The organism is Terriglobus sp. ADX1 (genome assembly GCF_036877645.1).
In the GTDB taxonomy this organism is placed as follows: domain Bacteria; phylum Acidobacteriota; class Terriglobia; order Terriglobales; family Acidobacteriaceae; genus Terriglobus.
This window is the reverse complement of sequence record NZ_JAEDXV010000005.1, coordinates 115,268-141,912: the sequence shown is the minus strand read 5'-3', so window position 1 is coordinate 141,912 and position 26,645 is coordinate 115,268. Positions and strand designations below refer to the sequence as shown.

The 26,645-nt window shown below is 56.8% G+C and carries 23 protein-coding genes; 12 read left to right on the top strand and 11 right to left on the bottom strand.

Annotated features, from left to right (window positions below; translation table 11 throughout):
- Positions 1–34: 34 nt before the first annotated feature.
- Positions 35–571, bottom strand: a complete 537-nt coding sequence (locus tag JAO32_RS05370) for a bactofilin family protein (RefSeq protein ID WP_334238262.1) — start codon at positions 569–571, stop codon at positions 35–37.
- A gap of 240 nt (positions 572–811) precedes the next feature.
- Here JAO32_RS05370 and JAO32_RS05365 point away from each other — a divergent pair, with 240 nt between their 5' ends.
- The 7 genes from JAO32_RS05365 to JAO32_RS05335 all read left to right on the top strand — a co-directional run bounded on the left by JAO32_RS05365 (position 812) and on the right by JAO32_RS05335 (position 9,854).
- Positions 812–1,507 carry a hypothetical protein gene (locus JAO32_RS05365; RefSeq protein ID WP_334238260.1) on the top strand — a complete coding sequence of 232 codons (696 nt, stop codon included), beginning with the start codon at positions 812–814 and terminating at the stop codon, positions 1,505–1,507.
- 84 nt (positions 1,508–1,591) lie between these two features.
- Complete coding sequence (locus JAO32_RS05360) at positions 1,592–4,162, top strand: M1 family metallopeptidase (RefSeq protein ID WP_334238257.1); 2,571 nt, start codon at positions 1,592–1,594, stop codon at positions 4,160–4,162.
- Between the two features lie 18 nt (positions 4,163–4,180).
- The gene (locus JAO32_RS05355) at positions 4,181–5,215 is read left to right on the top strand and encodes a hypothetical protein (RefSeq protein WP_334238254.1); all 1,035 of its coding nucleotides are present in this window, start codon (positions 4,181–4,183) and stop codon (positions 5,213–5,215) included.
- Positions 5,216–5,224: 9 nt separating this feature from the next.
- A complete protein-coding gene (locus JAO32_RS05350; RefSeq protein WP_334238252.1) occupies positions 5,225–6,247 on the top strand; it encodes a DUF4129 domain-containing protein in 1,023 nt (340 codons plus the stop codon).
- Positions 6,244–7,461 (top strand): DUF4350 domain-containing protein, encoded by a 1,218-nt coding sequence (locus JAO32_RS05345; protein ID WP_334238250.1) that lies wholly within the window; start codon positions 6,244–6,246, stop codon positions 7,459–7,461. Before JAO32_RS05350 ends, JAO32_RS05345 begins: the two co-directional genes overlap by 4 nt.
- Positions 7,458–8,414, top strand: coding sequence for an AAA family ATPase (locus JAO32_RS05340; protein ID WP_334238248.1), 957 nt, complete (start codon positions 7,458–7,460; stop codon positions 8,412–8,414). Before JAO32_RS05345 ends, JAO32_RS05340 begins: the two co-directional genes overlap by 4 nt.
- 6 nt (positions 8,415–8,420) lie before the next feature.
- Entirely contained in the window at positions 8,421–9,854 is a 1,434-nt protein-coding gene (locus JAO32_RS05335; RefSeq protein ID WP_334238246.1) for a DUF58 domain-containing protein, read from the top strand.
- On the opposite strand, the gene JAO32_RS05330 is transcribed toward JAO32_RS05335, so the two are convergent.
- Entirely contained in the window at positions 9,832–10,851 is a 1,020-nt protein-coding gene (locus JAO32_RS05330) for a stage II sporulation protein M (RefSeq protein WP_334238244.1), read from the bottom strand. The genes JAO32_RS05335 and JAO32_RS05330 overlap by 23 nt on opposite strands.
- Here JAO32_RS05330 and JAO32_RS05325 point away from each other — a divergent pair.
- Positions 10,844–11,689 carry an RDD family protein gene (locus JAO32_RS05325; RefSeq protein WP_334238242.1) on the top strand — a complete coding sequence of 282 codons (846 nt, stop codon included), beginning with the start codon at positions 10,844–10,846 and terminating at the stop codon, positions 11,687–11,689. The two genes, JAO32_RS05330 and JAO32_RS05325, sit on opposite strands and share 8 nt — an antisense overlap.
- Before the next feature lie 56 nt (positions 11,690–11,745).
- Complete coding sequence (mgrA, locus tag JAO32_RS05320; protein ID WP_334238240.1) at positions 11,746–12,792, top strand: L-glyceraldehyde 3-phosphate reductase; 1,047 nt, start codon at positions 11,746–11,748, stop codon at positions 12,790–12,792.
- Between the two features lies 1 nt (position 12,793).
- Here mgrA and JAO32_RS05315 read toward each other — a convergent pair whose 3' ends face one another.
- Positions 12,794–14,407 carry a hypothetical protein gene (locus JAO32_RS05315; protein ID WP_334238238.1) on the bottom strand — a complete coding sequence of 538 codons (1,614 nt, stop codon included), beginning with the start codon at positions 14,405–14,407 and terminating at the stop codon, positions 12,794–12,796.
- A gap of 3 nt (positions 14,408–14,410) precedes the next feature.
- On the bottom strand, positions 14,411–14,962 hold the full coding sequence (locus tag JAO32_RS05310) for a YfiT family bacillithiol transferase (RefSeq protein WP_334238236.1): 552 nt from the start codon (positions 14,960–14,962) through the stop codon (positions 14,411–14,413).
- 41 nt (positions 14,963–15,003) lie between these two features.
- Between JAO32_RS05310 and tldD the strand changes: the two genes are divergently transcribed.
- A complete protein-coding gene (gene tldD, locus JAO32_RS05305; protein ID WP_334238234.1) occupies positions 15,004–16,461 on the top strand; it encodes a metalloprotease TldD in 1,458 nt (485 codons plus the stop codon).
- Between the two features lie 10 nt (positions 16,462–16,471).
- On the top strand, positions 16,472–17,851 hold the full coding sequence (locus JAO32_RS05300; protein WP_334238232.1) for a TldD/PmbA family protein: 1,380 nt from the start codon (positions 16,472–16,474) through the stop codon (positions 17,849–17,851).
- Between the two features lie 348 nt (positions 17,852–18,199).
- Here the strand turns inward: JAO32_RS05300 and JAO32_RS05295 are convergent, their stop codons facing one another.
- The 5 genes from JAO32_RS05295 to JAO32_RS05275 all read right to left on the bottom strand — a co-directional run bounded on the left by JAO32_RS05295 (position 18,200) and on the right by JAO32_RS05275 (position 21,343).
- The gene (locus JAO32_RS05295) at positions 18,200–18,592 is read right to left on the bottom strand and encodes a DUF302 domain-containing protein (protein ID WP_334238231.1); all 393 of its coding nucleotides are present in this window, start codon (positions 18,590–18,592) and stop codon (positions 18,200–18,202) included.
- 166 nt (positions 18,593–18,758) lie between these two features.
- Positions 18,759–19,241 carry a cytochrome c gene (locus tag JAO32_RS05290; protein WP_334238229.1) on the bottom strand — a complete coding sequence of 161 codons (483 nt, stop codon included), beginning with the start codon at positions 19,239–19,241 and terminating at the stop codon, positions 18,759–18,761.
- Positions 19,242–19,403: 162 nt separating this feature from the next.
- Positions 19,404–19,874 carry a DUF6644 family protein gene (locus tag JAO32_RS05285; RefSeq protein WP_334238227.1) on the bottom strand — a complete coding sequence of 157 codons (471 nt, stop codon included), beginning with the start codon at positions 19,872–19,874 and terminating at the stop codon, positions 19,404–19,406.
- 10 nt (positions 19,875–19,884) lie between these two features.
- Entirely contained in the window at positions 19,885–20,379 is a 495-nt protein-coding gene (locus JAO32_RS05280; RefSeq protein ID WP_334238225.1) for a DUF6644 family protein, read from the bottom strand.
- Between the two features lie 79 nt (positions 20,380–20,458).
- Positions 20,459–21,343: a hypothetical protein gene (locus JAO32_RS05275; protein WP_334238223.1), complete on the bottom strand. Its 885-nt coding sequence runs from the start codon at positions 21,341–21,343 to the stop codon at positions 20,459–20,461.
- Positions 21,344–21,803: 460 nt separating this feature from the next.
- Between JAO32_RS05275 and JAO32_RS05270 the strand changes: the two genes are divergently transcribed.
- Positions 21,804–22,235 carry a DUF6152 family protein gene (locus tag JAO32_RS05270; RefSeq protein WP_334238221.1) on the top strand — a complete coding sequence of 144 codons (432 nt, stop codon included), beginning with the start codon at positions 21,804–21,806 and terminating at the stop codon, positions 22,233–22,235.
- An 80-nt stretch (positions 22,236–22,315) separates the two neighbouring features.
- Here JAO32_RS05270 and JAO32_RS05265 read toward each other — a convergent pair whose 3' ends face one another.
- Positions 22,316–23,887, bottom strand: a complete 1,572-nt coding sequence (locus JAO32_RS05265; protein ID WP_334238219.1) for a Gfo/Idh/MocA family oxidoreductase — start codon at positions 23,885–23,887, stop codon at positions 22,316–22,318.
- A 67-nt stretch (positions 23,888–23,954) separates the two neighbouring features.
- Entirely contained in the window at positions 23,955–26,444 is a 2,490-nt protein-coding gene (locus JAO32_RS05260) for a putative Ig domain-containing protein (RefSeq protein ID WP_334238218.1), read from the bottom strand.
- Between the last annotated feature and the right edge of the window lie 201 nt (positions 26,445–26,645).

Genomic DNA, 26,645 nt, shown 5'->3' with positions numbered 1-26,645 from the left:
GAAGCGGGGTTTCTCATTCTGAGGTGGGATTCGCTTACGAAGCCGATTCCACAAGCTGGCCCTGTTCGGCCGGTGCGGAAGTGGTAGCAGCAGCGGCAGCCTTCGGGTCGCCGGGCTTGCGGATGTCGATGCCACCCTTGAAGAACGCGCCGTCTTCAATGGAGATGCGGGCTGCGATCACGTCGCCCGTCAGCGAGCCTTCGCTGCGGATGTCAATGCGGTCGCTTGCCTGGCAGTTGCCGCGAACCTTGCCCAGGACCACGATCTCGCGGGCAGAGATGTTCGCTGCCACCTGGCCATTGCGGCCCACGGTAACGCGGTTGCCCGGCAGGTTGATGGTGCCTTCAATACGGCCGTCGATGTACAGGGATTCCGAGCCCGTCACTTCGCCCTTGATCATCAGGCTCTTGCCGATGGTCGCCTGCTCACCGGTGGAGGCAGGTGTCTGCGGGCTGGCAGTGCGGGTGCTGGGCTGCTGTTCATAGGACGACACAGCAGGCTGGCTGGGACGAACGGGTTCGGGGGTGGAGGGTGTGGCAGCGCCGGAGCCGGGAGTGTTGGGTTTCCACATGAGCTTCTTGAGTTTCCTTTCGGCTTGAAAATCCGGGCGGACAAGCGGCACAGCGGCCGGTCCGCAAGAACTTATGCCTGCATCTTACGCCTCCGTTTACTCGGTAGATTCTGCCAACCAGCGGAAAACTCTACCAAATTAGGGAGGAACCTTCCTGGATACGCGAATATCCCTTCGCCATCACAGAAACCGAACTTTTGGTATTTGCCCCGGTAGCTTCGGCAGCATTACCCTCCGCGTATGCGTTTCTGCCGGTCCACTGCAATGCTCGCCGCATTTGCGGCGCTGCTGCCTATTCATGCTGCCACTGCCAAGGTGCACACCGTCGTGCTGGGCGCTGTGCGTCGCGTCCCATTCGTTGCGGCAGACGTCTCCAGCGAGGCGAAGGAGGACGAGGCAGGAACATTGCGCATCCGCCCGTTGGTCGTCGACGGCAAGACGCGCGAATGGCTCACCGGCGATACGCATGACATTACAGAGCGCAGCTTCGTAGCGCGCCGCGTACTGCACATCAATGACGCTCTGCCCGGAGAGAAGTCTGGTCGTTGGGTCTGGCAGCCGGGTTCGTGGATACTCGTCGACCGCGTCTCCGGCCGCGTAACGGCACTGCACTTGCCGGACTTCGACGCCAGCATCAGCGATGTGGTCTGGTATCGCGACTACGCAGCGTACTGCGGTATTCACACCACGGCCAAGGCAAGTGGACTTAGCGCAGAGGTCTGGCAGATCGGCGCGCACAAGGCAGCACTGTCCAGGGTCATCGCACCATGGCCGCAAACCGAGCGTGTTCGCCCCGTCTGCCTTCCTTCGGTGTGGCAGCGTGAACCCATGCGCGTAACGGTGAAGCCCAACGGTAGCGACCCGGTGGTCTATAGCGTAGTCGGCACCTCCACGCAACTGGTGGAGGACGGTGAAGGTGGCGACGACGACAACTGAGTCCCATGCTTGACACCGAACGTGCTGCGGCAACACCACGATTCCCGTATACCCATGCCGGGAGGCGAGGCATACACTGTCCGCATGCGTCTTCGTTTTCTCCCTTTTGTTTTTGCAGTTGCAGTCGCGGCTTCCGCGCAGCGCCTTCCCTCGGACGTTCATCCCGAGCATTACTCGTTGCATCTCACGCCGAACCTGAAGGCAGCAACATTCACAGGCGAAGAGACGATTGATCTCACACTCGACACACCGAAGACCGCGATCACACTGAATGCCATCGAGCTGAAGATCAATAGTGTGAAGGTGATTCGTCAGCGTATCGCAGACGCGCAGAAACCAGAGCTGGGACAAACCGGAACCGTAAGTTACGACACTGACAAAGAGCAGGCCACATTCACCTTCACCACGCCGCTTCCTGCAGGAAAGGTGTCGTTATCGATCCAGTTCACCGGCATCCTGAACGACAAGCTACGCGGCTTCTATCTCTCCAAGACAGCGAAGCGCAACTACGCAGTGACACAGTTTGAGGCAACCGATGCGCGCCGTGCATTCCCCAGCTTTGACGAGCCTGCGATGAAGGCGACGTTCGATCTGGCCATGACGATCGACAAAGGCGATACCGTAATCGCCAACACCAACATGACCAGCGACAAGCCCGTAGACAATGGCATGCACACGCAGACCTTCGCCACCACACCAAAGATGTCCACGTATCTACTCGCCTTTCAGGTAGGTGATTGGACATGCTCCAAGGGTGAATCCGACGGCATTCCCATCCGTGTCTGTTCCACACCGGACAAGGTTGCTCTGACGCCCTTCGCGGTGAAGGCGGCGGAACACTTCCTGCATTACTACGACCAATACTTCGGCGTGAAATACGCCATGCCCAAGCTGGATCTCATCGGCATCCCCGACTTCGAGGCAGGCGCTATGGAGAACTGGGGTTGCATCACCTACCGCGAAACCGCGCTGCTGGTGGATGAGAAGAACTCCTCTCTGAGTGACCGGAAGAACGTGGCGATCGTCGTCGCGCACGAGATGGCCCATCAGTGGTTCGGCGACCTGGTCACCATGAAGTGGTGGGACAACCTGTGGCTGAACGAGGGCTTCGCCACATGGATGGAGTCGAAGGCAGTACACGAATGGCAGCCAACATGGGGCGTGCTAGAGGACGAAGCCCAAACCCTCAACAGCACGCTGAACCTGGATGCAGCCGCACAGACACGTGCCATCCGCAGCAAAGCCGACACACCGGAGGAGATCAACGAGCAGTTCGACGGCATTGCGTACGGCAAGGCTGGAGCTGTCATCGGCATGGTGGAACACTATGTCGGCGAGAGTGCCTTCCAGCGCGGTGTACATAACTACATGGAGGCGCACAAGTTCGGCAACGCCACTGCGGAAGACTTCTGGGGTGCGCAGACCAAGGCCAGCAGTAAGCCAGTGGATGCAGTGATGGAGAGCTTTGTCGCACAGCCGGGAGAGCCGCTACTAACCTTCACGGCGAATGGCAAAGGCAACTATGCAGTGAAGGAGAGCCGCTTCTTCCTCAGCCCTCCAGCGACAACTCCTATCCAATCGTGGTCTGTTCCCATCTGCCCTGCGAAGGGAACGTGTCAGGTGATTCGTGGCGATGCGAGTGTCACCGCAAGTGCGCCGGAAGACCTGCGGAACGTAAGTGCCAGAGGCTACTATCGCAGCAACTACGACGCGGCCACGCTGCAGTCTGTGCTGCAACATGCACCGTCGTATTCTGCACCCGAACGCATCCTGCTTGTTGGTGATCATTACGCACTACTTCGTTCCGGTCAGGGCTCCGTTGGCGAGTACATGCAACTGGTGGAAGCCCTGCGTGCGGACCCAAGTGCACAGGTGCTGCAGCAAGCCGTGAGTGGCCTGGGGTCGTTGCGCAGCCGTGTCGCTACCGACCAGCAGACAGGGCAGATCGAGGCGTGGGTGCGGAATGAGTTCGGCCCGGTCTATCGCTCGCTGGGAGAAGCATCCGCATCTGAGTCCGTTGAAGCGGAGCAACGTCGGGTTACGTTGTTCAGCCTGCTCGGTGGCGCTCAAGATCCAGCTGTGCTGGCACAGGCAAACACCATTGCCAACGCTGACCTCAGTGGCGATAGCAGGGTAGATCCAGAGCTTGCGCATACTGCACTTGCAATCGCCGCACAGCACGGCGACGCCGCTTTGTATGACCGTATGCAGCGGGTGGCTCAGACCAGCACTGATCCCAACCAGCAAACACAGGCGCTGTATTTGCTGGCGACGTTTGAAGACCCTGCGCTGGTGAAACGTACGCTGGATGATATCGCTGCAGGCAAAGTTCGCAACCAGGACAGTTGGATATTGCTCACCATTCTGCTGCAGACACGCAAAACGCGTCAGCAAACGTGGAACTATATCAAGGAACATTGGGATGCGATTCACGCACAGTTGACCACCAGTAGCGGCAATCGTCTGGTTTCCGCAACGGGTGCGTTCTGTTCGCAGGAAGAGCATGATGATGTGCAGCAGTTCTTCGCGTCGCATAAAGTGGACTCCTCAGACCGTGCTTTGCGTGACGCGTTAAACAGCATCAATAGTTGCGTGCGTTTTCGTGGTCAACAACAACCCGGCCTGCAACAGTGGTTGTCGACTGCTTCACGCTAGGCAAGAAGGAGAGTCGCGATGGAAACGCAGCCTGGCTACCAGGGATTTTCGCCGTCGAGTTATGGGGCGCCTCTCGTGCAGGAGCCCGTCGCGCCTTCACCTGCGCAACCGCCCATGTTGCGGCCACTTTCCACGGGCGAGATCCTTGACCGCACGCTTGCGCTCTACCGCAGGCACTTCTGGTTGTTCGTGGGCATCGGTACCTTGCCTGCAACGGTTGTGGTGTTGAGCACTGCTCTGCGGCTGATATTCCTGAGGGACTTCGCGCAGCTCCCGCAACCGACGGCGGGGAATCCCAATGCAGCCGCACAGGCGATGGGATCCATGGCTCTGATGCAGGTGGCATTTCTGCCTGCAGTACTGCTCATCCTTGTGGTTTATGGCGTGGCCCAAGCGGCCACGGTGCGCGCCGTTCAGCAGCTATCGCAAGGCACGCTTTCAACTGCAGCAGATGCCTATCGCGCGATTCGGGGTTACTGGCTTCGTTGGACCGGTATTGCATTACGCCAGATTTGGAGCTTCTTGTGGCCCGTGTTGGGCGGTGTTGTGTTGATGCTGATTGCGCTGCTATTGCCGGGCGGAGTCAAGGCGCACCCGGCGGCTTTTGTAGGACTCGTCTTGCTGGGATGGTTGCTGTTAATGGCGGGTTTTGTTCTGGGCGTATTGAACTATCTCCGTGTGGCATTGGCCCAAGCAGCTGGCGTGATGGAGAATCTTGGTGTTAATGCGTCGCTTCGGCGTTCGCGCGCGTTGGTAGCAGGGCGTAAGGGCCGCATCTTTCTAGCGCTTTTGCTTGTGTACGTTCTGCACATGGTTGCAGGCGGTCTGCAAGTGCCTTTCGTTTTCCTTGCGCAGACCATGCACGGTGCACAACGCGTTCTGCTTCTGGCAGCAGACTTGTTGATTGCTTTCATCGCGACAGCCTTGGTCTCTCCGGTGGCTTCCATTGCAATGGCTTTGTTCTATACGGACGAGCGTGTGCGCCGCGAAGGGTATGACATTGAACTTTTGTTGCAGCGTTCCATTGCAGAACGTGCTGAAGCCGGAGCCTGATCGCTAGCGATGATCTTTTTGCAAGACGTGCATCGATGGCTTTTGGTAGTGGCATTCGTTGCGCCGTGCCTGCGTGCGCAAGCGCAGGTCCCCGCGTTGATGCCGCCGCAAGGTCTCCCTTCGTTGCAGGACGTTTCTGTTGATGAATATCGACATCACCTGGATGAGTTACGCAGTTTGGTCGCCGATTGTGGCCGTGTCGTGACTGCGTGTAACCCCGAGAGCGTGGGCAATGACGATCGTGTTCATCCACTGCAAGGGCAATCCTTTACTGTGCGTTATGGATGGTTGCGGGCATTGCTGGATGATCGAGATCCTACAGTGCACCGTTCTCATACGGAACTACTCGCACAAGCAGAGCAACGGTTAAGTGATCAGGAAGAGGAGTTAAATCACCCGAAGTCTGCTTTACCGCTGCAACAGAAAGATCGTGTGCAGCGCGACCACGTGCTGGCTTCGAAAGAGTTTCAAGTCGTACACGAATATTCCTGGCGAGAACGCGTCAGTGCATGGTTGTCAGAGAAGCTGGCACGCATCTTTGGCGGCGCGGCTTCACTTGGCCGGATCGCTCCTTGGTTTGGAAAGTTTCTGGAATGGGGATCTTTGCTTGCGGCGATTACATTGCTTGTTCTTTGGATCTATCGCGCACTCGACCGGCAACGCATAGCTCTTGGAAAGCTGACGGGAGATGTGGCAAAGCGCGAAGCTATCGAAGCATCACGTGCATGGGCAGAGCTGGCGCAGATACACGCTGCAAATGGAGAATGGCGCGATGCGATTCATTGTCTCTATTGGGCAACCATCGTTTTGTTAGAAGAACGTCGTACGCTACGTCGCAGTGAGACACGTACGCCGCGAGAGGTACTTCAACTGCTGTTGGTTTCTTCGCTGTTGCGTGAACCGCTGACGGCGCAAACAGTTGCATTCGAGCGCATCTGGTATGGCTTTGCTCATGCTACGCAAGAAGATTACGAAGCGGCGCAGCAGAATTATCATCGTGTCCAGTGCGTTGCCGTAGGAGCGACACGATGAGGTCGCCGAACGCAGATCGCCGTACCGTATTGTGGGTACTCGGTGTCATGATGCTCCTGGTGACGCTTACTGCCATCTTTGCTCCTGCAACGAGTGATGATGACAAGAAGCCCACCACCTACAATCCTGGTGCTGCCGGTTGGAAGGGCGCGTATCTACTGCTGCAGCAACTTGGTTACAACGTAAGCCGATCCGATGCGTCTGCACCCAAGCTGGATGAAGCGGACGCTGCTCACACCACATATGTGCTGGCTGCGCCAAATACTCCTGCAGAGGACGCACAGAAGCGTGATTACGATGCGGTGGAGCGCTTCCTTCGTCGTGGTGGCCGTGTTATTGCAACAGGATCGAGCGGTGCATTATTTCTTCCTGGTGGTCGTACGGGAAAGCCTACTCAGTTTGTAGGCAACCTATGCAATGCACTGCCAGAAGGAAATAGTGAACTGGCGCAGGCGGGCAGTTTTGCGCTGTATGACATAGCGCCCTGGAATGCGTTGGAGCCATTGGTACGTGTGGATGCGCGATGTGGCGCGGATGCCGTGTTGGTGCATCGTAAATATCCGCACGGCGGTGCGATGATTTATCTCGCTTCAGCGGAGCCATTCAGCAATCGCGGATTGAAGCAGGACCAGTCGTTGCATCTGTTGCTGCTTGCAATTGGGCCAGCATCGGGCGATGGTCGTCGTGCAGTGATCTTCGACGAGTTCTATCGTGGTGAGCAGGCCTCGCCGTCAGATTACTTGCATGGTCTGCCTCTGCGCTCCCTCATCGTACAGACATCGCTTGTTCTCTTGTTTCTGATGTTCACGTACACACGGCGTAGCGGACCGATACGTGAACCGCTTGTGGTGCCACGTGCATCGCCACTTGAGTTTGTAGAGAGTATGGGGGCCTTATACGAACGTGCAGGAGTGTCCAAGCCTGCCACAGATGGGGCTCACCGCAGACTTATAAGGTTCTTGACATCTGTGTGCGGTCTGCCTGCTGACATGGCAGATTCCAGTCAGAGAGCAGCGGACTTTATTGCGCAACGGTTCGGTGAATCGCAAGAATCGCTTGCTGCGCTGCTAGATCGCCTACAGGCTGCACGTTATGAAACTCTGCGTCCGCGTGATGCGCTGACATTGGTGCGAGCAGTGGACGCAGAGATCGAACGGTTACAAATCATGATGAAGTCATCGCAATCTCAACCGCTTGTACAGGAGATGAAGTGAACACCACGAGCCATTCCCTTGAACTATTTCAAAGCGGTCGCGAAGAGCTTGGCCGCGTGCTTGCCGGGCAACAGGAGTTGATTGAGCAATCTTTGCTGACATTACTTTGTGGTGGACATGCGCTGATTGAAGGCGTTCCAGGTGTCGCGAAGACGCTTGCGGTGAAAACTCTGGCTCGCTTCCTCGGTCTTGATTTTCGTCGCGTGCAGGGAACACCGGACATCATGCCTGCGGACATCCTGGGAACCAACGTGTTTTCTCCGAAGACCGGCGAGTTTGTCATGCATCGTGGCCCAGTGTTCACTGAGTTTTTGCTGGCTGACGAAATTAACCGCATGCCTCCTAGAACGCAGGCTGCACTCCTGGAATCCATGGAGGAGCGACAGGTAACGCTGGATGGCCAGACGTATGCTCTGTCGCCATACTTTACTGTCTTTGCAACGCAGAATCCTCTTGAGTTTGAGGGTACGTATCCGCTACCCGAAGCACAGCTCGATCGCTTTCTGCTGAAAATTCGTGTTGCTTATCCAGAGTTGGCGGAAGAGCGAGTTGTGCTTGAACGTCATCATGAAGTACCGGTAGGTCACCGTTTAGAAGATGTCGAATTAACGCCTGTAATGCCGCAATTGATGGAAGCCGCACGTGCAGAAGTGCGTGCGGTGCAGGTTGAGCCAGCATTGTTTGACTATTTGCTCGCTGTTGTACGGCGCACACGAGAATGGCCAGCGTTAACACTCGGTGCATCACCTCGTGCAGCGACAAGCCTGCTGTTGGTTGCCAAAGCCTATGCCGCGCGTGACGGCCGCAACTATCTTTTGCCCGATGATGTGAAGTCTGCTGCTGCACCTGTTTTGCGCCACAGGCTCATCCTGAGACCCGAGGCGGAACTGGAAGGATTTAATACGGATCGTGTGGTCGCGGATTTACTGGCAGCAACTCCATTGCCTCGTTAAAGAATCATGCAGACGCTCATTCCATCACCGGTTACTACTGCTGCGCATCCTAAAGGGAAGCATCTTGGCAGACTGTTGGGTTTTGGTGCCACACCGCGTCTGCTGCTTTTGCTGGCCGCATCCGTACTGCTTAGTATCCCGGCGTTCCTTGCTAGCCGCACTCCATGGCTGATGTTCGGGGTTGACGCATTGTTGCTTGGAACATTTGTTGTGGATGCGCTCTTGCTGCCAGCGCCTGAGCGATTTCAGTTAACACGAAGGTTTCTTCATGCGCCGGAGTTAGGAACTCCGGCTGATGTCGAATTGCAGGCAATAAAGTCTGCCAGCGGGATTCATACGCTGCACTTTACAGATGACCTGCATGTATCCATGTTGTTCTCGCAACCTATCGGGGCGATGTTTAGCTATCCGAGCGAACCATCGACAGTGAGATACATGGCAACGCCATCGCAGCGCGGCGACCTGGCTCTGGGTAAGTTGTACTTCCGTTATCGCGGCGCGATTGGATTTGCCGAGCGATGGGCAGTCGCAGACCTTCGTCAAACCATTCGTGTTTATGCGGCAGGAGAGCAGGCGAATGAATCTTCAGAATTATTCCTATTACGTGCGCGACAGATTGAACTGGAGAAGCGCAGACTGCGGCGTATTGGCCTCGGACGTGAATTTGAGCAGTTGCGCGAGTATCGTACTGGCGATGAACTACGCAATATTTCTTGGAAAGCAACGGCACGACACAATCGCCTGATCACGCAACAATTCACCACAGAGCGTTCACAGCAGGTTTGGATTGTGTTGGATGCCGGAAGGCTATCGCGCACAACATTCGTGTTGGAAAAGACATCCACGGCGAACGGTGAAGAGGATGCAACACAAATCGTTACGCAGTTGGATCAAGCAGCGTCAGCAGCTGGACAGCTCGCGCGTGTTATTCAGCAGTCGGGTGATCGCAGTGCGTTATTGACGTATGGCCGTGGTGTGCAACAGCAGCTACTGCCATCATCGGGAACGCTGCATTTGCGGCGCATGATCGACGCGCTGTCACAGGTGCGATCAGAGACGGCGGAAGCAGATCATCTGATGGCCTCTGTGCGTTTGCGGCAGTTGCAGCGGAGGCGCGGACTTGTATTGTGGATTACTGAAATGACGGAAAGCGCAGGTAGGCCGGAGATCGTGACCGCCGTAAGCGCATTAGTGCGCCGTCATTTGGTCGTTCTTGTTTTGCTTCAACAACCGGAACTGGAAGCGTTGGCGTCGTCTTGCCCGAAGAACACACATGAAATGTATGCCATTACAGCGGCGCAGGAGATGCTTGACCGTAGAAGAACTCTACTGGCTCAATTGCGTTCCCAAGGCGTCCTGGTGGTAGAAACCAGTGCTGCAAACGTTGCCAGCGACAGTATCTCGAAGTACCTGGAAGTTAAGTCGCAGGGACAGCTTTGATATCAGGCAGACGCTTGCGTCCGCCTTCGCTCAACCAAAAGAAAAGCCCTGTCAGCAACAGTGCGCACACTGAAAATTTCACTGCTTTCGGTACATGTGTGGGATCGAGAAAGGCTTCCAGGATTCCCGCGATGAACAGCATGGGGATGGTACCTGCAAGCAGGCGTACGGCTTCGTTGCCCGCACGCGCAAGTGAAGTCCTTCGTGTCAGGGTGCCGGGGAAAAGCAAGCCTGTGGCAATCCGCAGGCCTGCACCACCGGCAATGAAGATGCTCGGTAGTTCCAACGCACCATGTGCTGCGACAAAACTCCAGAGATCGAGCGCCATGCCATGTTGCGCGCAGGCCGTAGAGATGATGCCGACACTCATGCCATTCCAGAACAACATCAATACCGTTGGAATGCCCGCAAGGATGCCACCCGCAAAAACATAAAACGTAACGGCGATATTGTTCGTCATGATGGCGCTGGATTCCTGCGGTTTGGCACTCAGCACACTCTCTGTCCACATTTCATGGCGTTCAATGGTTGCCACCATCTCCGGCCCTAGAACAGCGCGCATGAAATGCGGGCGAGCGATCGTCTCTAACGAACCGAGCAGCGCACCCAGAAGACACAGGGTTACTGAAGCGGCAATGTAAGGCCATAGACGCCGCACCAATATGGGGAAATCCGCGCTGAGAAAACGCCAGACGCTGAGCATGCTGGTGCGCTGCCCGCTATAGACGTGATTATGAGCGCGGCTAACAAGGCGATTCAGATATTCAGCCAGAGATTGTGCGGTTCGGTCGCTGCGTACTGCGGAAAGATCAGCCGTCGCACGACGATAGAGCAGGCCGAAATCGCGCAGATCGTCTGCCGTAAGCGACTTCAATCCCTTTGCCTCCACACTTGTGGTCAGCGCATGCAGTCGATCCCAATCTTCACGTCGCGCCGCAATCCAGCCGTTGGAGACCATATAGTGAATGCTAACTGGAGAGTCTGCCTCTGTGAGCACGTTTTCCCAACCGCCCGCCACTTTTGACGATCACGCAATCGACACGCCAGAACAGGTCGCGCTGTACTTTCCGCTGGCTGGCCTGGGAAGCCGGTTTCTTGCGACTGCACTGGATATTGCGATCCAGACAGCGGTCACACTGTTGCTGATTTTTGTTGCAGCGATTGTTTTCAGCGCGATTGGTACGAGCAAGCTGGACAACATGTCCAACACTGCGGCGAAGTGGTTCGTAGCGCTCCTTATCCTTGGATATTTCACCCTTATCTGGGGTTATTACGCATTGTTCGAAGCATTCCGCAACGGGCAGACGCCGGGTAAACGTGTGCTGAAGATCCGCGTAATCAAAGACAGCGGGCGGCAGATTACGCTGTTTGAGGCATTGGCACGCAATCTGCTGCGTGTGATTGATAACTTGCCGGGAGCCTATCTCACAGGTGTGATTTCCATTCTTGTGACAAAGCAGAATAAGCGGCTGGGGGATCTCGTAGCTGGCACTATCGTTGTGCATGAACGCACAGATGAGTTCGGTGGATATTTGTCTGCACCTGTAAGTCGGAGTTTCACTTCCAACCTCTTTGAAGCTCCTGCAACTCCGCCTCCAATGTTGTCTGAAATTCCTGCGGACCGTGTCGCCCGTCTCACACATAACGACCTGCACCTGATCGACAGTTTCCTTGCTCGTGCGATCTCGTTGCCAATGGAGGCACGCGCTCAGCTTGGGTCGCGCCTTCTGGATACACTGTGCATGAAGATGGAGGTGGCTGTACCGACCGATGTGCCTCCTGAACGAACACTGGAAGCACTTGCCTATACCCTCCGTGGCACGGGAAGAGTGTGATGTCAGCCGCGTATACTTTGCGATGCAGATAGCTTTTATCCGTGGAGAGTAAGTGCATGGCATTTCCGCAGTCGTACGTCGCCAATCCTGATCGATACAGTAATGCGCAGTTTCGTCGCTGCGGCAAGAGCGGCATTAAGTTGCCTCTGATTACGTTGGGCCTGTGGCAGAACTTTGGTGGCGATGATGTCTTTGAGACAGGCCGAGCCATGTTGCGACGCGCGTTTGATCGCGGTGTTACGCACTTCGATCTGGCGAATAACTATGGCCCGCCCTATGGTTCTGCGGAAGAAAACTTCGGCAAGGTGCTGCGCACAGACTTCGCGGCGCATCGCGATGAACTCATCATTTCGTCCAAAGCTGGCTGGGATATGTGGCCCGGGCCATATGGCATTGGTGGATCGAAGAAGTATCTTGTCGCTTCGCTAGATCAATCACTGAAGCGTATGGGGCTGGAGTATGTCGATATCTTCTACACCCATCGCCCCGATTTCGATACTCCGATTGAAGAGACGGTAAGTGCTCTTGCGCAGATTGTCCGTCAGGGCAAGGCGCTCTATGTGGGCATCTCTTCGTACTCGCCTGAGCGTACGAAGATCGCGTATGAACTGCTGGCGAAGGAAGGCATTCGCCTTCTGATTCATCAGCCGTCGTATTCCATGCTGAATCGCTTTCTGGAGCAGGGACTGTTGGACACATTGGGCGAGCTTGGCGTGGGATGCATTGCGTTTTCCCCGTTGGCGCAGGGCCTCCTGACCAACAAGTATCTGAAGGGTGATGCGACACAAAACACACGCGCAAGTGGTGGCGACAGCAGCTTCAGCAAAGATCTGCTGAAGCCGGAAACTCTGGGGCGCGTACGAGCACTGAGTGCAATTGCAGAAAAGCGCGGACAGTCGCTGGCGCAGATGGCCATTGCATGGACGCTGCGTGATCCTCGCGTTACTTCGTCGCTCATTGGCGCTCGCAACGTTGCCCAGTTGGATGATTCGCTGAACTCACTGAGAAATCTCACCTTCAGTGAAGAAGAGCTGAAGCAGATTAATCAGTACGCTGTGGATACGCCGGAGATTGATCTGTGGCGTCCGGTGAACAGCCGCTAACTTAGCGTCCGAAAGAAGAGGCGCGGAGGCGCGTGATTACTTTCACGCCTTCGCGCCATTTTTCATTCAGGCCAAGCAGGGCCCATTCCACCTCTGGTTTGAGGTAGCGGAGAACTGTTTCTGTTACCGGATGGATACGCAATGATGGCGCAACCAAATACAGCCGTGGTGGTAATGCGCTCAGACGCAGCGTAGGGAAGTATCCGTGTTGTTGCAATGCGCCCAGTCCTGAAGAAGCGTCGATGGTTTGCGTGTGGTGCCAACGAACGCGAAGCCAGTAATCCAGCCCCTGTAATGCAAAGTGCATATCTTCATTTGCTTTCAGTTCCAGAACTGCAAGACGGCCATCGCGTGTGACTGTGAGCAGGTCCAGCATGCCGCGATCACCCGCTTGAAAAGCAGGGACCTGTGCGTAGACATGTTCCGGATCAAACTGCGACAGGCTACTTTGCCCATCGGTCAATGAACCGATATTGGCGCGCAGAGATGACTCAAGCCATGCTTCCGGCGCCATACGAAACAGGGGATCCTTCTGCGAGCCTGCAGCATAACGACGTTCGAAGAGCCGCTGTACAAAGTCTCGCAGCATCGGCTCCGTATCTGGCTCCAATGGTGTTTCCTGTGCACTGTTCCCAAACGTTATCTCCGTTGTGCGGTCAAATGAATTTGCGGATGCACCATGACGAATCCGCGCAAATTCCAGGCCGTGCAGCAGGAGTGCCATCTCTGTGGAAGAACGTGGACGTAGTTCCACACGATCGCGCATCGTCTCTGGCACGAGAGAAAGTGCTTGCTCGATGGCAGTGGCAAAGCGCTCTATCATGCGTCGTTGATCTGTGGCATGAATCAACCGCGTTGCCAGGTTACCGGTATCGGCCAGGTCGCACTCTTCCAGCGCTTCTGTGCCCTCATCCAGTTCGTACAACTCCCACTGCGCAGCATCGGGGCGCAGCCATCCCATACGCGAGAGTGTCGTGAGCGATGTACCCTTTGGAAGAACAACACGCAAACCGCGAAACAGCCGCTTGCCGCCCGCATGATCACGGCAGTGTTGCAGCCACAAAATCCCAACAGTCAGAATGCCGTCGATGGTGCTTTGCGATTCCTCTGCATTCACGCCGACGACAGCCCACGCATCCTGTCCGCGCATCAGCATGCCCCGCGCGTATGCAGGACCGAATGATTTCTCCAGGTCCATTGCGGAACGAAATGCATCGCACTTCCAATCAGGGAACTGACGCTGAAGCACACGTTCGAGACGCGCAACATATTCTCTTCGCGTTGTGTCGCGTTCTGTTGGTGTACGACGATCAGGACGCGATACAAACTCCAGCATCTGCGGCTTGCTTTGTCCAAAGCGCATGCTGGCAAGTCGTAGCGTATCCTTGCGCAATGCAGAGCCGGTGATGCGCCGCACCATGTTGTGCTCTTCACTCCACAGGTGCAGAGTGCAGCGTCCGCGATCCTGCTGGATGGAGTAGCGTGCGGAACGCATGTCGAAGATCATGCGTCCTTCTTCCAGGACAAGGGCGGTTGGGTAGTCTGCAAGAAAGTCTTCCAGCGCACGCGCAACCACTTCCGGCGATTGGTCTTCCACTGTGCGCAATGATGCCAATGCTTACCAGCCCTTGGCTTGCCGCAAGGAAGTGATGTGTGCGAGGTGATGACGGCTATGCCAGTCGTACATAAGCAGCCCCGTCTGGAGACTGACCGGACCATGTTCGGGATGTACAAACGTGCGCTGCCATTGCTTGTCATCTAAGGAACGGAGCATCATCACCCAGCGCGAATGCAGTGCTTCGAGGAGTTGCAGTGACCATTCCAAAGGCGCGTTCTTGCCATCGGACAACTCAGCCCAGAGCGCCTCTTCGTACGTCCTGATTACGGGAGCATCTTCCGTCAGTGCGAGCTTCATACGGATGTAGGCATTCATGTGGGAATCGGCGACATGATGGACCGTTTGCCGCACCGTCCATCCACCTTCACGATACGGGGTGGCAAGTTGCGCGTCGTTCAGATCCGCGACTGCATTCCGAAGCTTCCTGGGTAATTCTTCCAGCGTCTTCAGGCCAGTCTCGATAGCAACTGCGTCGATGGTCTGCGGCTTGTGGAAGCGGCCCACCGGGTACCGTGGATCGCTGGACGGCTGCGTTTGGGTGTCGGTTGTCATCCTCCTGAACCTAGCACAAAGAGGGGTAGAATCAGGACAGAATGAGTAGCCTGGCTGCCCCGCCGTCCACATCGACTTCTCCTAACTACTTCCAGGAACGCTTCGGCGTCGACCATGCGCTTGTGACACGCTGCCTTGCTGCTGCGTTGAGTGCCGGGGGGGACTTCGCGGAGCTGTACTTTGAGTCGGTCACTTCGTCCTCTATTGGGATTGATGAGGGGATCGTGAAGTCGGCTAGCCAAGGCCACAGTACGGGTTGCGGTGTTCGCGTACTTAGTGGTGAGCGAACAGGTTATAGCTATACGGATTCGCTGGAGGAAGACCGGCTGACCCATGCGGCGAAGACGGCTGCGTTGATTGCCAGTGGGCCAGCGAAGCAGCAGGTTGTGCCGTTTGTGGAGACGCAGGTGCATAACCTATATCCGGTTGTTGGGCTGGATGCGGAGATACGCGAGAAGCTGGCGTTGGTGCAGCGTGCGGATAAGGCGGCGCGTACGTATGACTCGCGCATCACGCAGGTTCGTGCAGGATTCAACGATGAGGTTCGTCACATTCTGATTGCTGCCAGTGACGGCACGTGGGCTTCGGACACGCAACCGTTGAGTCGGTTCAGTGTTTTTGTGATTGCGAAGGGGGCGGACGGGGTCACCACACGCGGGTCTGGCGGAGGCGGGGGCCGTGTCAAGCTGGACTTCTACACCACGGAGCGTACACCAGAACACTATGCGCACCAAGCCTCACGGCAGGCCATCCTACAACTGGATGCGGTGGCTGCGCCTGCCGGTGAGATGGAAGTGGTGCTCGGGCCGGGATGGCCGGGCGTACTGATCCACGAAGCTGTCGGACATGGGTTGGAGGCGGACTTCAACCGGAAGAAGCAGTCAGCGTTTGCTGGGTTGATGGGCGAGCGTGTGGCTACGGATAAGGTGACGGTGGTGGACAACGGCACCATCGCCAACCGCCGCGGGTCGTTGAACGTGGACGACGAAGGTACGCCGACGCGCAACAACGTCCTGATCGAGAAGGGCATCTTGCGGCAGTACATGAGCGACAAGCTGTCGGCGAAGGTGCTGGGCCTGCCGTCGACGGGCAGCGGACGCCGCGAGAGCTATGCTTGCGTGCCGATGCCGCGCATGACCAACACCTACATGCTGGCGGGTGAGGATGATCCCGCGGATATCCTGCGCAGCGTCAAGCGTGGCTTGTACGCGGTGAACTTCTCCGGTGGTTCGGTGGACATTACCAACGGCAAGTTCGTATTCGCCGCCAGCGAAGCCTACCTCATCGAGGATGGCAAGGTGACTGCGCCGGTGAAGGGCGCGATGCTGATTGGTGATGGAGCGACGGCGCTGAAGCACGTGAGCATGGTGGGCCATGACCTGGCGTTGGATGAGGGCATTGGCACCTGCGGCAAGCGCGGACAGGGCGTGCCTGTTGGTGTTGGTATGCCGACGGTGAAGCTGGACAAAATGACGGTCGGCGGACTGGCCACGGAATAGGGAACTAAGCATGGCGACGACGAAGCAGGTGAAGCTGGCTCTGGTGCAGGAGATTGTGGAGCGTGCGTTGGGGGCGGGGGCCACCGATGCTGAGGCTGTGGTGTTTGAGGGGGATGAGTTCTCCACCAAGGTGCGGCTGGGGCAGGTGGAGACGCTTACGGAGTCGACGTCGCGGGCGGTTGGTTTGCGGGTGTTCCATGGGTTGCGTACTGCCAGTACCTCTACCAATGACCTGAGTGAGGAGAGCCTCAAGCGGCTGGTGAGTGGTGCGGTGGAGTTGGTGCGCATTACCGAGGAAGACCCATTTGCCGGGTTGCCGGATGCGAGGGAGTATTCGTCGGTACGCAATGCGGAAGGTTTACATATCTACTTCGAGGATGTGTACAAGCTGTCTGCTTCGGACCGGATTGAGATGGCGCGTGCGACCGAGGCTGCGGCGATGGCGGCTGATGTGCGTATCCAGAACAGTGATGGCGGTACGTTCTCTGCGGCGACTTCGTATAAGGCGATGGCGAACTCGTGTGGGTTTGCGGGTGAGTATCGCAAGAGCTACTGCAGCATTGGCGTGACGGCGATTGCGCAGGATGCTTCCGGGATGCAGCGCGATGGATGGAGCAGCGGTGCGCGTACGTTGACGAAGCTGGAATCGCCGGAGGATGTTGGCAAAGAGGCGGCGAAGCGTGCGGTGCGCAGGCTTGGTTCGCGGCGGGTGAAGACGCAGAAGGCTTCGGTGGTGTTCTCACGGGAGATTGCACGCGGCATTATCGGGGACATCTTCGACGCGGTGAACGGCGATGCGATCTATCGTCATGCGTCGATGTTCGAGGACAAGCTGGGCGATCAGATTGCCAGTCCGCTGGTGACGGTTGTGGATGACGGCACAATGATGCTGGAGCCGATGCTTGGTGGTTTCGGCACGTTGCCGTTTGATGGTGATGGTTTGCCGATGCAGCGCAAGGTGATCGTCGACAAGGGCGTGCTTCAGACGTATGTGACAAACTCGTACACCGCACGCAAGCTGGGTGTGAAGAGCACCGGGAATGCTTCGCGCGGGTTGGCCGGAGCGCCTGGTATTGGTGCGGGGAACTTCTACATGGAGGCTGGAACGCAGACACCGCGGGAGATCATTGCCGAGGTGCAGAACGGGCTTTATGTCACCGAGGTTCTGGGCAGCGGTGTGAACCTGGTGACGGGCGACTATTCGCAGGGCGCTGCTGGTTTGTGGATTGAGAATGGTGAGTTCACCGGCGCTGTGGAAGAGATCACGATTGCAGGCAATCTGAAGGACATGTATCGCAACATTGTTGCGGTTGGGAATGACCTGATTTTTCGCGGTGCTTCGGCTTCTCCGTGCTTCCGAGTTGAGGGGATGACGATAGCCGGAGCGTAGGGCACTTCGTGCTGTCCTCGACGCCTTCGGCGTGTTGTCCGCCCTTAGGTGTGGGGGGTACCCCCTCCCCCCTGTTTTCCTAAAATCGTCTTTCTATTGGGGTTACGGCGCTAGTGCCGCTAAAATCGTCTGCCCATTGGGGTTAGAGGCAAAATCGTCTTTCTAAAGGTTTTAGCTATTGGACCTTAGCTCTTAGTTTTTCCCTTGTTTCTATTATTAGAGAGCGTCGGGAAATAACATGCCAACTCTATTTGTTTTGATTTGTTTTACTTAGGTGCTTTGGGGGCTTGACACCGCTGCTTGCCGTTTGTGGGAGCGGCCAGCCATGAGCTTCATGGCAATCGTTTTCTATATCAGTTTTTCAACGAGTTTCTCAATGCTTGCGATGTTCACTAACAATGTTTCCGGTATGTGGTGGCGAGCGCCGAGATATGCCGGGTCGTTGTAGGCCAGTTGTGTTGCCCCTTGTTCGTCTTCCCAAACGAGAATCTTAAGCGGCAGGTCGATCGCACTGGTGATGGATGCGAGCATGAGTGGGGTTCCGGCTTTGGGATCACCAAAGATGAATAGCTTTGTGGGTCTCATGCTGAGGCCGACCTTTGCGGCTTCTCCGCTATGGTCGACTAAGGCGAACAGGTGGATGCCTTTTGCCGCTAACATCGCCTGCAACGATTCCACGACTTCATCGACAGAATGACTGCTGCGACGTATTACCAGACCGCTCGTTGCTTCCTGCTGCATGCTGTTTTCTCCCAACTGCTGACGCGCGACGGTTGCTTACGCGTATGTTCGCACAAGCCATCTTTATGCGATGGTGGCCCTCCCTATATTCCGTTTTGGCGTGCATTCATCGCAGGGAAGCGTAAGCGTAAGCGTGAGTCGTTTGTCGGTCTTGCAGTGCTTGCATTCAGTGTCGTGTCGATTGCGCGGCGAACTCGGCCGGGGAGGGTAGGTGTTGCGGTGGTGTTCGCGGATACCAATAGGCGGCGTGGCATGCTTCGCAGGCAGCATCCAGTTCTGCACCTGCAGTAAGGACTCCCGCAGCATTGTGTGTCCTGCTGGCTGTTAGCGCGTGATTTGCAGCCTCTTCCAAACGAATCGCTGCTGCGCGAAATCGCGCTGGGTCTGCATCGATGTCGACTCTGATTTGCGCAGCCGTGCGTGTGCCTGGGGTGTCTGCGTCTGCTAATTTGCTGTGTGCGTTTGCACCTACGGGAAAGCCTGGCGTTTGCAGGCGCTTTGCTCCAAGCACGAGAGCCTGTGCGTGTTGTGCAACCTTCTGCCATTCCGCTGCTGTGCGCGGCTGCTTCTCACGCGTTCCATGGGCGGTTTCTTCTGTGCCAACTGATTCCCAAAGAGAATCTGCTGCAGGATCGATCAGGAGATCCATCGTTTGCTGAATGCTGGATGGAAGTGGCTTGGCGGTACTCTTTGAGTTTTGTGCACCGATTGCGATCGCGGCAGAGGCAATGCATACGAGGCTACTTATCGACAGGGTGTACAGCCTGGACCATTGATATTTCATGCAGCCTCTTTTCTTCAAATAGTTCGTCTAGAGCAGACCGATGGCGCGGCCTGCTACACCAACACCCAGCCACAATGTGAGCGATACAGCGCCCGCGAGCCGCGACCATAGGTTTGTCTGGTACTTATCTGTGCGCAGCAGTGCTGCGCGGTGAAAGGTGAAGTAGAACAGCAATGCCGCAGCGAGGAGCAACATCTTCCAGCGGAATGCGGGGCTGTGATAGCACTTGAGCGCTTCTTCTGAGGTGAGAGCTATACCGGTTAGAAGCATTACCGTAAGACTTGCTAACAAGGTGCGGCTTAATCCGCGGGCGATGTTGCGTGCCGATTCTGTTTTGAGAATCAGACCGAGCAAGCGAAGATCGACGACGAGGACAACACCACCCAATACCGCGAGTCCAAGAAGGTGAATCGCTTCAACTACGGCAAAACCCCAGCGTGATTGCTGCATGTACTGGCCGAGCCATGAGTGCGATAGGGCAACGAACAACGGAAGCATTGGCTCTCCTTTAGAAGTAAGCAATCATGCGGCCCGCGACGATGATGCCGCTCCACAGGGAAAGCGAGGCGATGGCTGCAGCTCGGGCGCGCCAGGGAGACAGCTCAAGCTGCTCCCACTCATGGACGCGGCGGTAGATGGTGGTGTGAAAGATGAGGGGATTTAATCCCACCAGCAGAAGCAGAACCAGCTTGATACGAAAGGCTGGATTGCCGTAGTTCTTTGCCGCCTCAGCCCAGAACAGCAGGAATCCGGAAACAAACATGACGGCAAAGCCTGACCATGTGAGCGGAAATACCGTGTGTGCGATGCGTGTGACGGAGACGCCACGCAGGACAACGCCGAGCATGCGCAGATCAAGCAGAGCGATTGTGCCCACGAGCAGTGTGATGGCAAGTACATGGATCGACTCAATGATGGAGAAGGCGTAATCCGATTCACGGATGTATGTGCCGAATTGCGAGTCGTAAAGCAACTGGCATACGTGTTGAATGAAGTGCGGCAAGCTACATCCTTATTCAAAAAAAGGTGGCTCGTCTCCGTGAGTTGCAGTGGCTCACGGAGACGTTCGTTAGGAAAGTTACCTATTCAGGAATAGAAGTCTTTGCGGGATGATCCTTGTCCGGAGGTGGTGGCAGAGGTGCTAGTTTGCCGTAGCCTCGCTGTCCGTCAGGACCGATTGGTCCAGGTCCAGGGCCGATGTGCGGGGCATCAACGTTGTCTTCTGCGCAGGAGTATTCACGAATAATCTGGCCGGGCTTACCCGCGAACCATGTGCGTTGGTAGTGCAGCGGTTCTTTATAGAACTTGGGGTCTTCGACGATGAGCTCAAGATGAAGATGCGAGACGTCGGGACGCGTCCAGCGTTCGATGGTGTGCTGTTGATCGCTGTGTGGATTAGCATTTTCATCAATCCACGTGCGCTCTTCTTTGAACGAAGTGGAATCGATGACGAAGGTATCGCCTTCCCACCATCCAATTTCATCACCGAAGAATGACGGATCCGGATCGGGATCGTGCTTTTTCACATCGAACGGAATGAGGCGATAGGTGGTGTACCAGTAGAGAAAGGCAACCTGTGAGCGGCCCTGTAGTAGTTGGAATGCAAGTCCGCTTGCGTCGTGCCGTGGAATGCCGCCGACGATGCAGAGTGCTTCGGGATCAACTGTGTGTTCTACGTTGTATTTGAGTGCGGCTTCGCCTGCGGGTGTGAAGGGCAACTTATAGCCGGGATAATCCTTGCCGATGTTGCCGCCTGGTTTGTCTTTTCTGTTAGGTACCCAATAGCCGGAAAGGTCTGGATGGCCATCTGTAAGTCGCGGTGCGGGACCCTTTGGTAAGTCTGCTTCATTGACAGCGTTGGGAGATGGACGCCCGGTTCCTGATTGTGCGTTGGCAGGCACACCTACAGAAAGTAGAGCGAAAAGCAGACTGAACGCAGGCAGCGCTCGTTTGGCGTGGCTATACACAGGAATCTCCTTGCGACGAAGGGTATGTGCGACTCCGCAGTTACACAGAAAGCACACAGCCGCGTTCCGCATAACAAGCGGACCCGCAAAGGATTGTTAGAAAAGGGATGGACGCAGAAGCTCAGGTTAGAGAACGCGCACGATCACTCCGCGGATCAGCAGATGTGGCCGGCGGCAACAATTCGCGATCGGGAGTAGATGCATGAACCAAAACATAAGTTACATTGCGCGGGGCGTCAAGCAATTCCGTTGACAGCAAGATAAGTTCCGCTTACATTCAAGCCCATGCACGCAATTTTGCAGGCGCGTTGTTGTAGCACCCTCACCCTGAGCTGGTGTTGCGCCCACTTGTGTCGATAGAGTTTCGCTCTTACTCGTAGTCACCTGTCAGGCTCGCATCAGCGAGCCTTTCGTGCGTCTGCGCATTTGTTTTTCACATACAACTAAGGAGACCTTTGCCATGAAGGCAAAAGTGTTTGCAGCTACGTCTGCGCTTGTGCTGCTTGCTGCAGTGCCTGCTTTCGCACACCATTCCTTTGCCGCGGAGTTCGATGGTTCAAAGCCGGTTCGACTGGTGGGCAAACTATCGCGTGTGGAATGGACTAACCCTCACTCTTACTTTTATGTCGACGTAGTGGATGACAAAGGCAAAGTAACGACGTGGGGATGTGAAGGCGCGGGGCCGGGTGCGTTGTCACGTCGTGGCTTGAAGAAGGGCGATATCAAAATCGGCGACACGCTTGTTGTGGATGGTTATCGTGCGAAGGATGGTTCGCACCTGATTGATGGTCGTCGCGTTACGTTGCCGGATGGTCGTTCGATCTATGGCGGAACGCCGGGCGATGGTGGCCCTGGTGACGATGGCAGCGGCAATCCGCCGAAGAAGAGTTGAACGAGCGCATGAAAAACGGTGGATAGGAAGCTTGTTTGCTTGTCTCATCCACCGTTCTTCATGCTTGTGGCGAAGTTGCTCTAGGAGAGCGCCCAGCCGGTGCGGTTCTGGCGCTTGATGTAGGGTGCTGCTTGTGGGCAGTTCTTTGCTTCCATCTTGTGGGCGTCCCATTCGATCTTCTGGCCGGCGCGCAGGGAGACGCAGCCGAGCAGCATGATTTCTACGAGGCGTCCTGCGATGTCAAAGCGCGAGTAGCAGTCTTCGGGCTTGTTGGCCTTGATTGCGGCGAGCCATTCGGCGGCGTGTGCCTGGACGAGATTGGCGGAGCCTTTTGCATCCGTCATGACGTGCGAGTTGCGTGGGATTCGCTCTGCGTACTTCGCCATCGCGGGATGCTTAAGGTAGTTAACAAATTCCTTCTCGCCCTTGAGCTTGATGAAGAAGTTCGTGCCGTAGTCGTCGGGCGAGAAGATCATGCCGCCGTCGCCTACGAGCAGGCAGCCGCTGTCGGGGAGTTTGCCCTGCAGAGCGACGATGTCTGCGGTGAGTTCTGCGGGTGGCTTGTTGGTGAGATCGTGCCCGCCGCGGAGGCTTTCGTCGGGCTGACCGCCGTCGTACCAGAAGAGTGTGGTGGCGTCGTATTCAATCTTGCGGGTGTGATGGAAGAAGCTGGGGTGTTCCAGCGGAACCTTTGCGGTGCGCTTGGGAAATTCGAAGCGGATCTTAGTGCCTACGGGGTAGGACTCCTTGTTCATGGTGCCGAAGGGGATGGCTTCGATTTCCGTTGGGGCATCGAAACCGAGGGCGCGGAACGGCATGTTGACGGTGTGGCAGGCCATGTCGCCGAGTGCGCCGGTGCCGAAGTCCTGCCAGCCACGCCAGTTGAACTGGGTGTAGACGCCGTTCTTGTCCTTGGGATTGCGATGACCGACATAGGGGCGCACGGGCGCGGGACCGAGCCAAACGTCCCAATCGAGCGTAGATGGGATGGGATCTTCTCCGACGGGGCGGTCCATTGCCTGTGGCCAGACGGGGCGGTTGGTCCAGACGTGTACCTGATGCACCTGGCCTATGAGGCCGTCCTGAATGACTTCCACACCGCGGCGCAGGCCCGGTGCGGCGCTGCCCTGATTACCCATCTGTGTGACGAGCTTGTGGTCATGCGCCATGTTGCGGAGGTAGCGTGCTTCGTAGATGGTCTGCGTGAGCGGCTTCTGGCAGAAGATTGCCTTATTACGCTTCATGGCCGCGGACGCGATGATGGCGTGCATGTGGTCCGGTGTGGAGACGGTCACGGCGTCGATGCGGTCGCCCATCTGATCGAGCATCTGGCGGTAGTCCTTGTAGAACTTTGCGTCAGGATACTTCTTGGTCTGAATCGCATAGGCGTCGGTGCCGGCGTCGACGTCGCAGAGAGCGACGATGTTTTGCGCGGAGCAGGCATCGGTGTCGCTGCGGCCTTTGCCGCCGATGCCGATGCAGGCGATGTTCAGCTTGCTGTTGAGATGTTGTCCACGCACAATGGCAGGCGCGCCAACGGCGAATGCACCTGCGACGAGAGCGCTGGTTTTAAGGAAGTCACGGCGATCGACGCGCGAAGGTGCAGCGGTCTCAGTTTTCAGAGAGGGCAGATTTTCAGTTGGTTTGGACACGCGCACAGGATACACAGGGCGCATTACAGACGCCAACGAGCTGTCATTACAGGTCAACGTGTTTGTTTTAGTTGGCGGAAGATGACTCGTCCGCGACGATGACGACCGCAGTGAGAGGCGCGACGCTGATGGCGCTTGCTGCGTTGTTATCGAGCGATTTACCAACGAGCTTTGCGCTGGTTGGGGTTGTGAGAGAGCCGTATTCGTAGCGGACGATGTTGGTGAGCGGACCCTTGCCCTGCACGTTGACGTAGGCCGTGTCTGTGGCGCTGCGGTTGATGAGCATGACGGCTAGCTTGCCGTTCTTTTGCTTTGCTGCGTGTACGAGCAGGTTGCTGCTGGCGCTGGTGGTTTGCACGAGTTGGTCGCCTGCGCTGGCGAGGATGGTGGCGAGTTGGAAGCCGTAGAAGGCTGGGCCGGGTACTTCTGATTCGCTCAGGAAGGTGCCTGCACCGCCGTGCAGTTCGAGCCATTCGGCGTTGTCGATGCCGGATTCGAATGCGGTGAGCAAGTCGTGCGCGGCGAAGAGTGCTGTGGCGACATCAGGTGTGGCGGAGGCGAGTGTGCCGTTGGGGTTGGTCTCCGTCATGAAGATGGGCATGGGAGTGCGTGAGGTGGTGCAGAGACTGTTGGTCTGCGATTGAATCCCTTGCACGATGCCGGGGAAATCTTTTTGGGGATTGCTGAGTAGTTCGTCGGTGGTGACGGCGTTATACGTACCGGGGTAGTAGTGCAGGATGGTGAAGTCGAATGTGGCTTTGCTGCAGGCTGCGGTCAGGACGTCGGATGTCCATGTGGATGGGATGGGGTCAATGTCCGAACCGACGACGATGCCGACCTGAATGGTGGGATCGACGGCGCGCATGGCGTTGGCATACGCTGCGGCACCGGTGCCGTATGCGGTGGGTGATAGCGTGCTGATGCCCTGTCGACTGTCAGGATCGTTTGCATAGCCGTTCGAGTAGATGAACGGCGCGTGCAGATCAGTTTCAGTCAGGATGCTGTTGTAGCCGTTGTAGTAGATCTCGTTGCCAATCTCCCAGTAACGGACGCCGATGGGCGTGGTCATGCCGAGTCGCAGGAAGTTGAGGCCGTCATCCTGTGCGAGTGGCTGGCTGGCGCGCAGCGATGCCCAGTAGCCGACGGTCTTCCAGTCGTATCCGGTGGCGTCGGTGCCGATGACTTGTGTGTTGCCGGGTGCTCCGTTTGCGTATGCGACCCATGCGGCGGCTTCCTGCGGCTGGCCTCCGGTGTTGGGCGCAGAGCAGTCCTTGTCGCCGCTCCAGCTGGTGGAGATTGTTCCAAGGGAGTCGGCCACGCTGGTGCCGTAATTCACGGTGATGATGCCGGTGGTGCCGCTGGCCTGAAGGAGTCGCCCGAAGTTTCCGAAGTCAGAGTTGGCTGCAAGGTAGCCATTCCAGATGTTGGCGCAGGCTCCGGTGTCGGATGGCGAGAAGTTTGGCGTGAGGGTATGTTGCGCCCAGTGATAGCGGTCAGAGTAAGAGCCGCCGGGGAAGCGCAGGACCTTTGTGCCTGCGGTTGAGAGCAGGGGAGCTGCGCCGCTGATGTCGCCGATGGAGTGGTCGTAGACAGAGGTGTGGATGCCGTAGGCTTCTGCGGAAACTGTGTGCAGGTTGATGTCAGAGTTCACGTGCACGCTGGTTGTCGACACCAGGAATGAGACGGGAATGGTGATGGTCTTTTGCGGGATGGTGGCGTCGGTGACGGATATTACGACGTTGTATGTGCCTGGTTGCGTGACCTGACCCTGCAGTGTGCCGGTGGATGTGAGAGTAACGCCGTTGGGCAGGGTGCCGCTGGTGATGGAGAACGTATAGGGCGTTGTGCCGCCCTGCACGTTCAGCGGCTGCAGAATGTTCTGGTTGATAGGAAGGGAGAGCGGCGCCACTGGTGTTGCGACGAGTGGTGGTGATGTGACGAGAATGCTTACTGTGCCGGTTCCGGTTTGACCGACGGCATCTGTCCAGCGAATGGTTGCTGTGAAGGGAGCGGCCACGGTTGCTGTTCCGGATACTGTGCCGTCTGCGTTCAGTACGACTCCGCTGGGGAGTGTGCCGCTGAGAATTGCCGATGTGTATGGCGGTGTTCCTCCACTCAACAGGCGCGAGGTGAAGGATGCTCCGCGTGCAATCTGGATGGGCACCGAAGATGCCACCTGCAGCCGTGTGGAGGAGGTGACGGAGAAAGATTGCGTTGCCGTTTTGGCGGGAGTCTCAGAGTCCGTGAGTGTGACCTGAAATGCGTAGACGCCTGTGGTGGTTGGGGTGCCAGTGAGTGCGCCGCCGGAACTAAGAGTGAGGCCCGTGGGCAGGGTTCCGCTGGTGACGGCGTAAGTGTATGGCGATGTGCCGTAACGTGCGAGCAGGCTTGTGTTGAAGGTGGTTCCTACGATGGCGAGCGGAAGCGAAAGCGGCAGCAGTTCCGGCGCAGTGATTTGCTGCGGGGTGTCGGGGGTCTTTGTCTCTTGCTGGCCGCAACCGGAAAGGAGCAACAGGGAACAAAGGAAAAGCCGGGGGATCGTGCGTGTTTGCATCATGTGCCGCTGGGTTGAGGATAGCAGCGGGTGTTGAATTCCCTCAGCGGCTGAAGCCTTGCCCGCAGAATGTTGGCTTCCAGAAACGTTGTAGTGGCTTGAGAGGAATGCAGGTCCTTCGGCTTCGCTCAGGATGACGGCCTTTGGCCGTTTGAGCTTCGCGAGGCGAAGCTGGTTTTGGTTTCTTTGGCAGGAAGGGTTCGG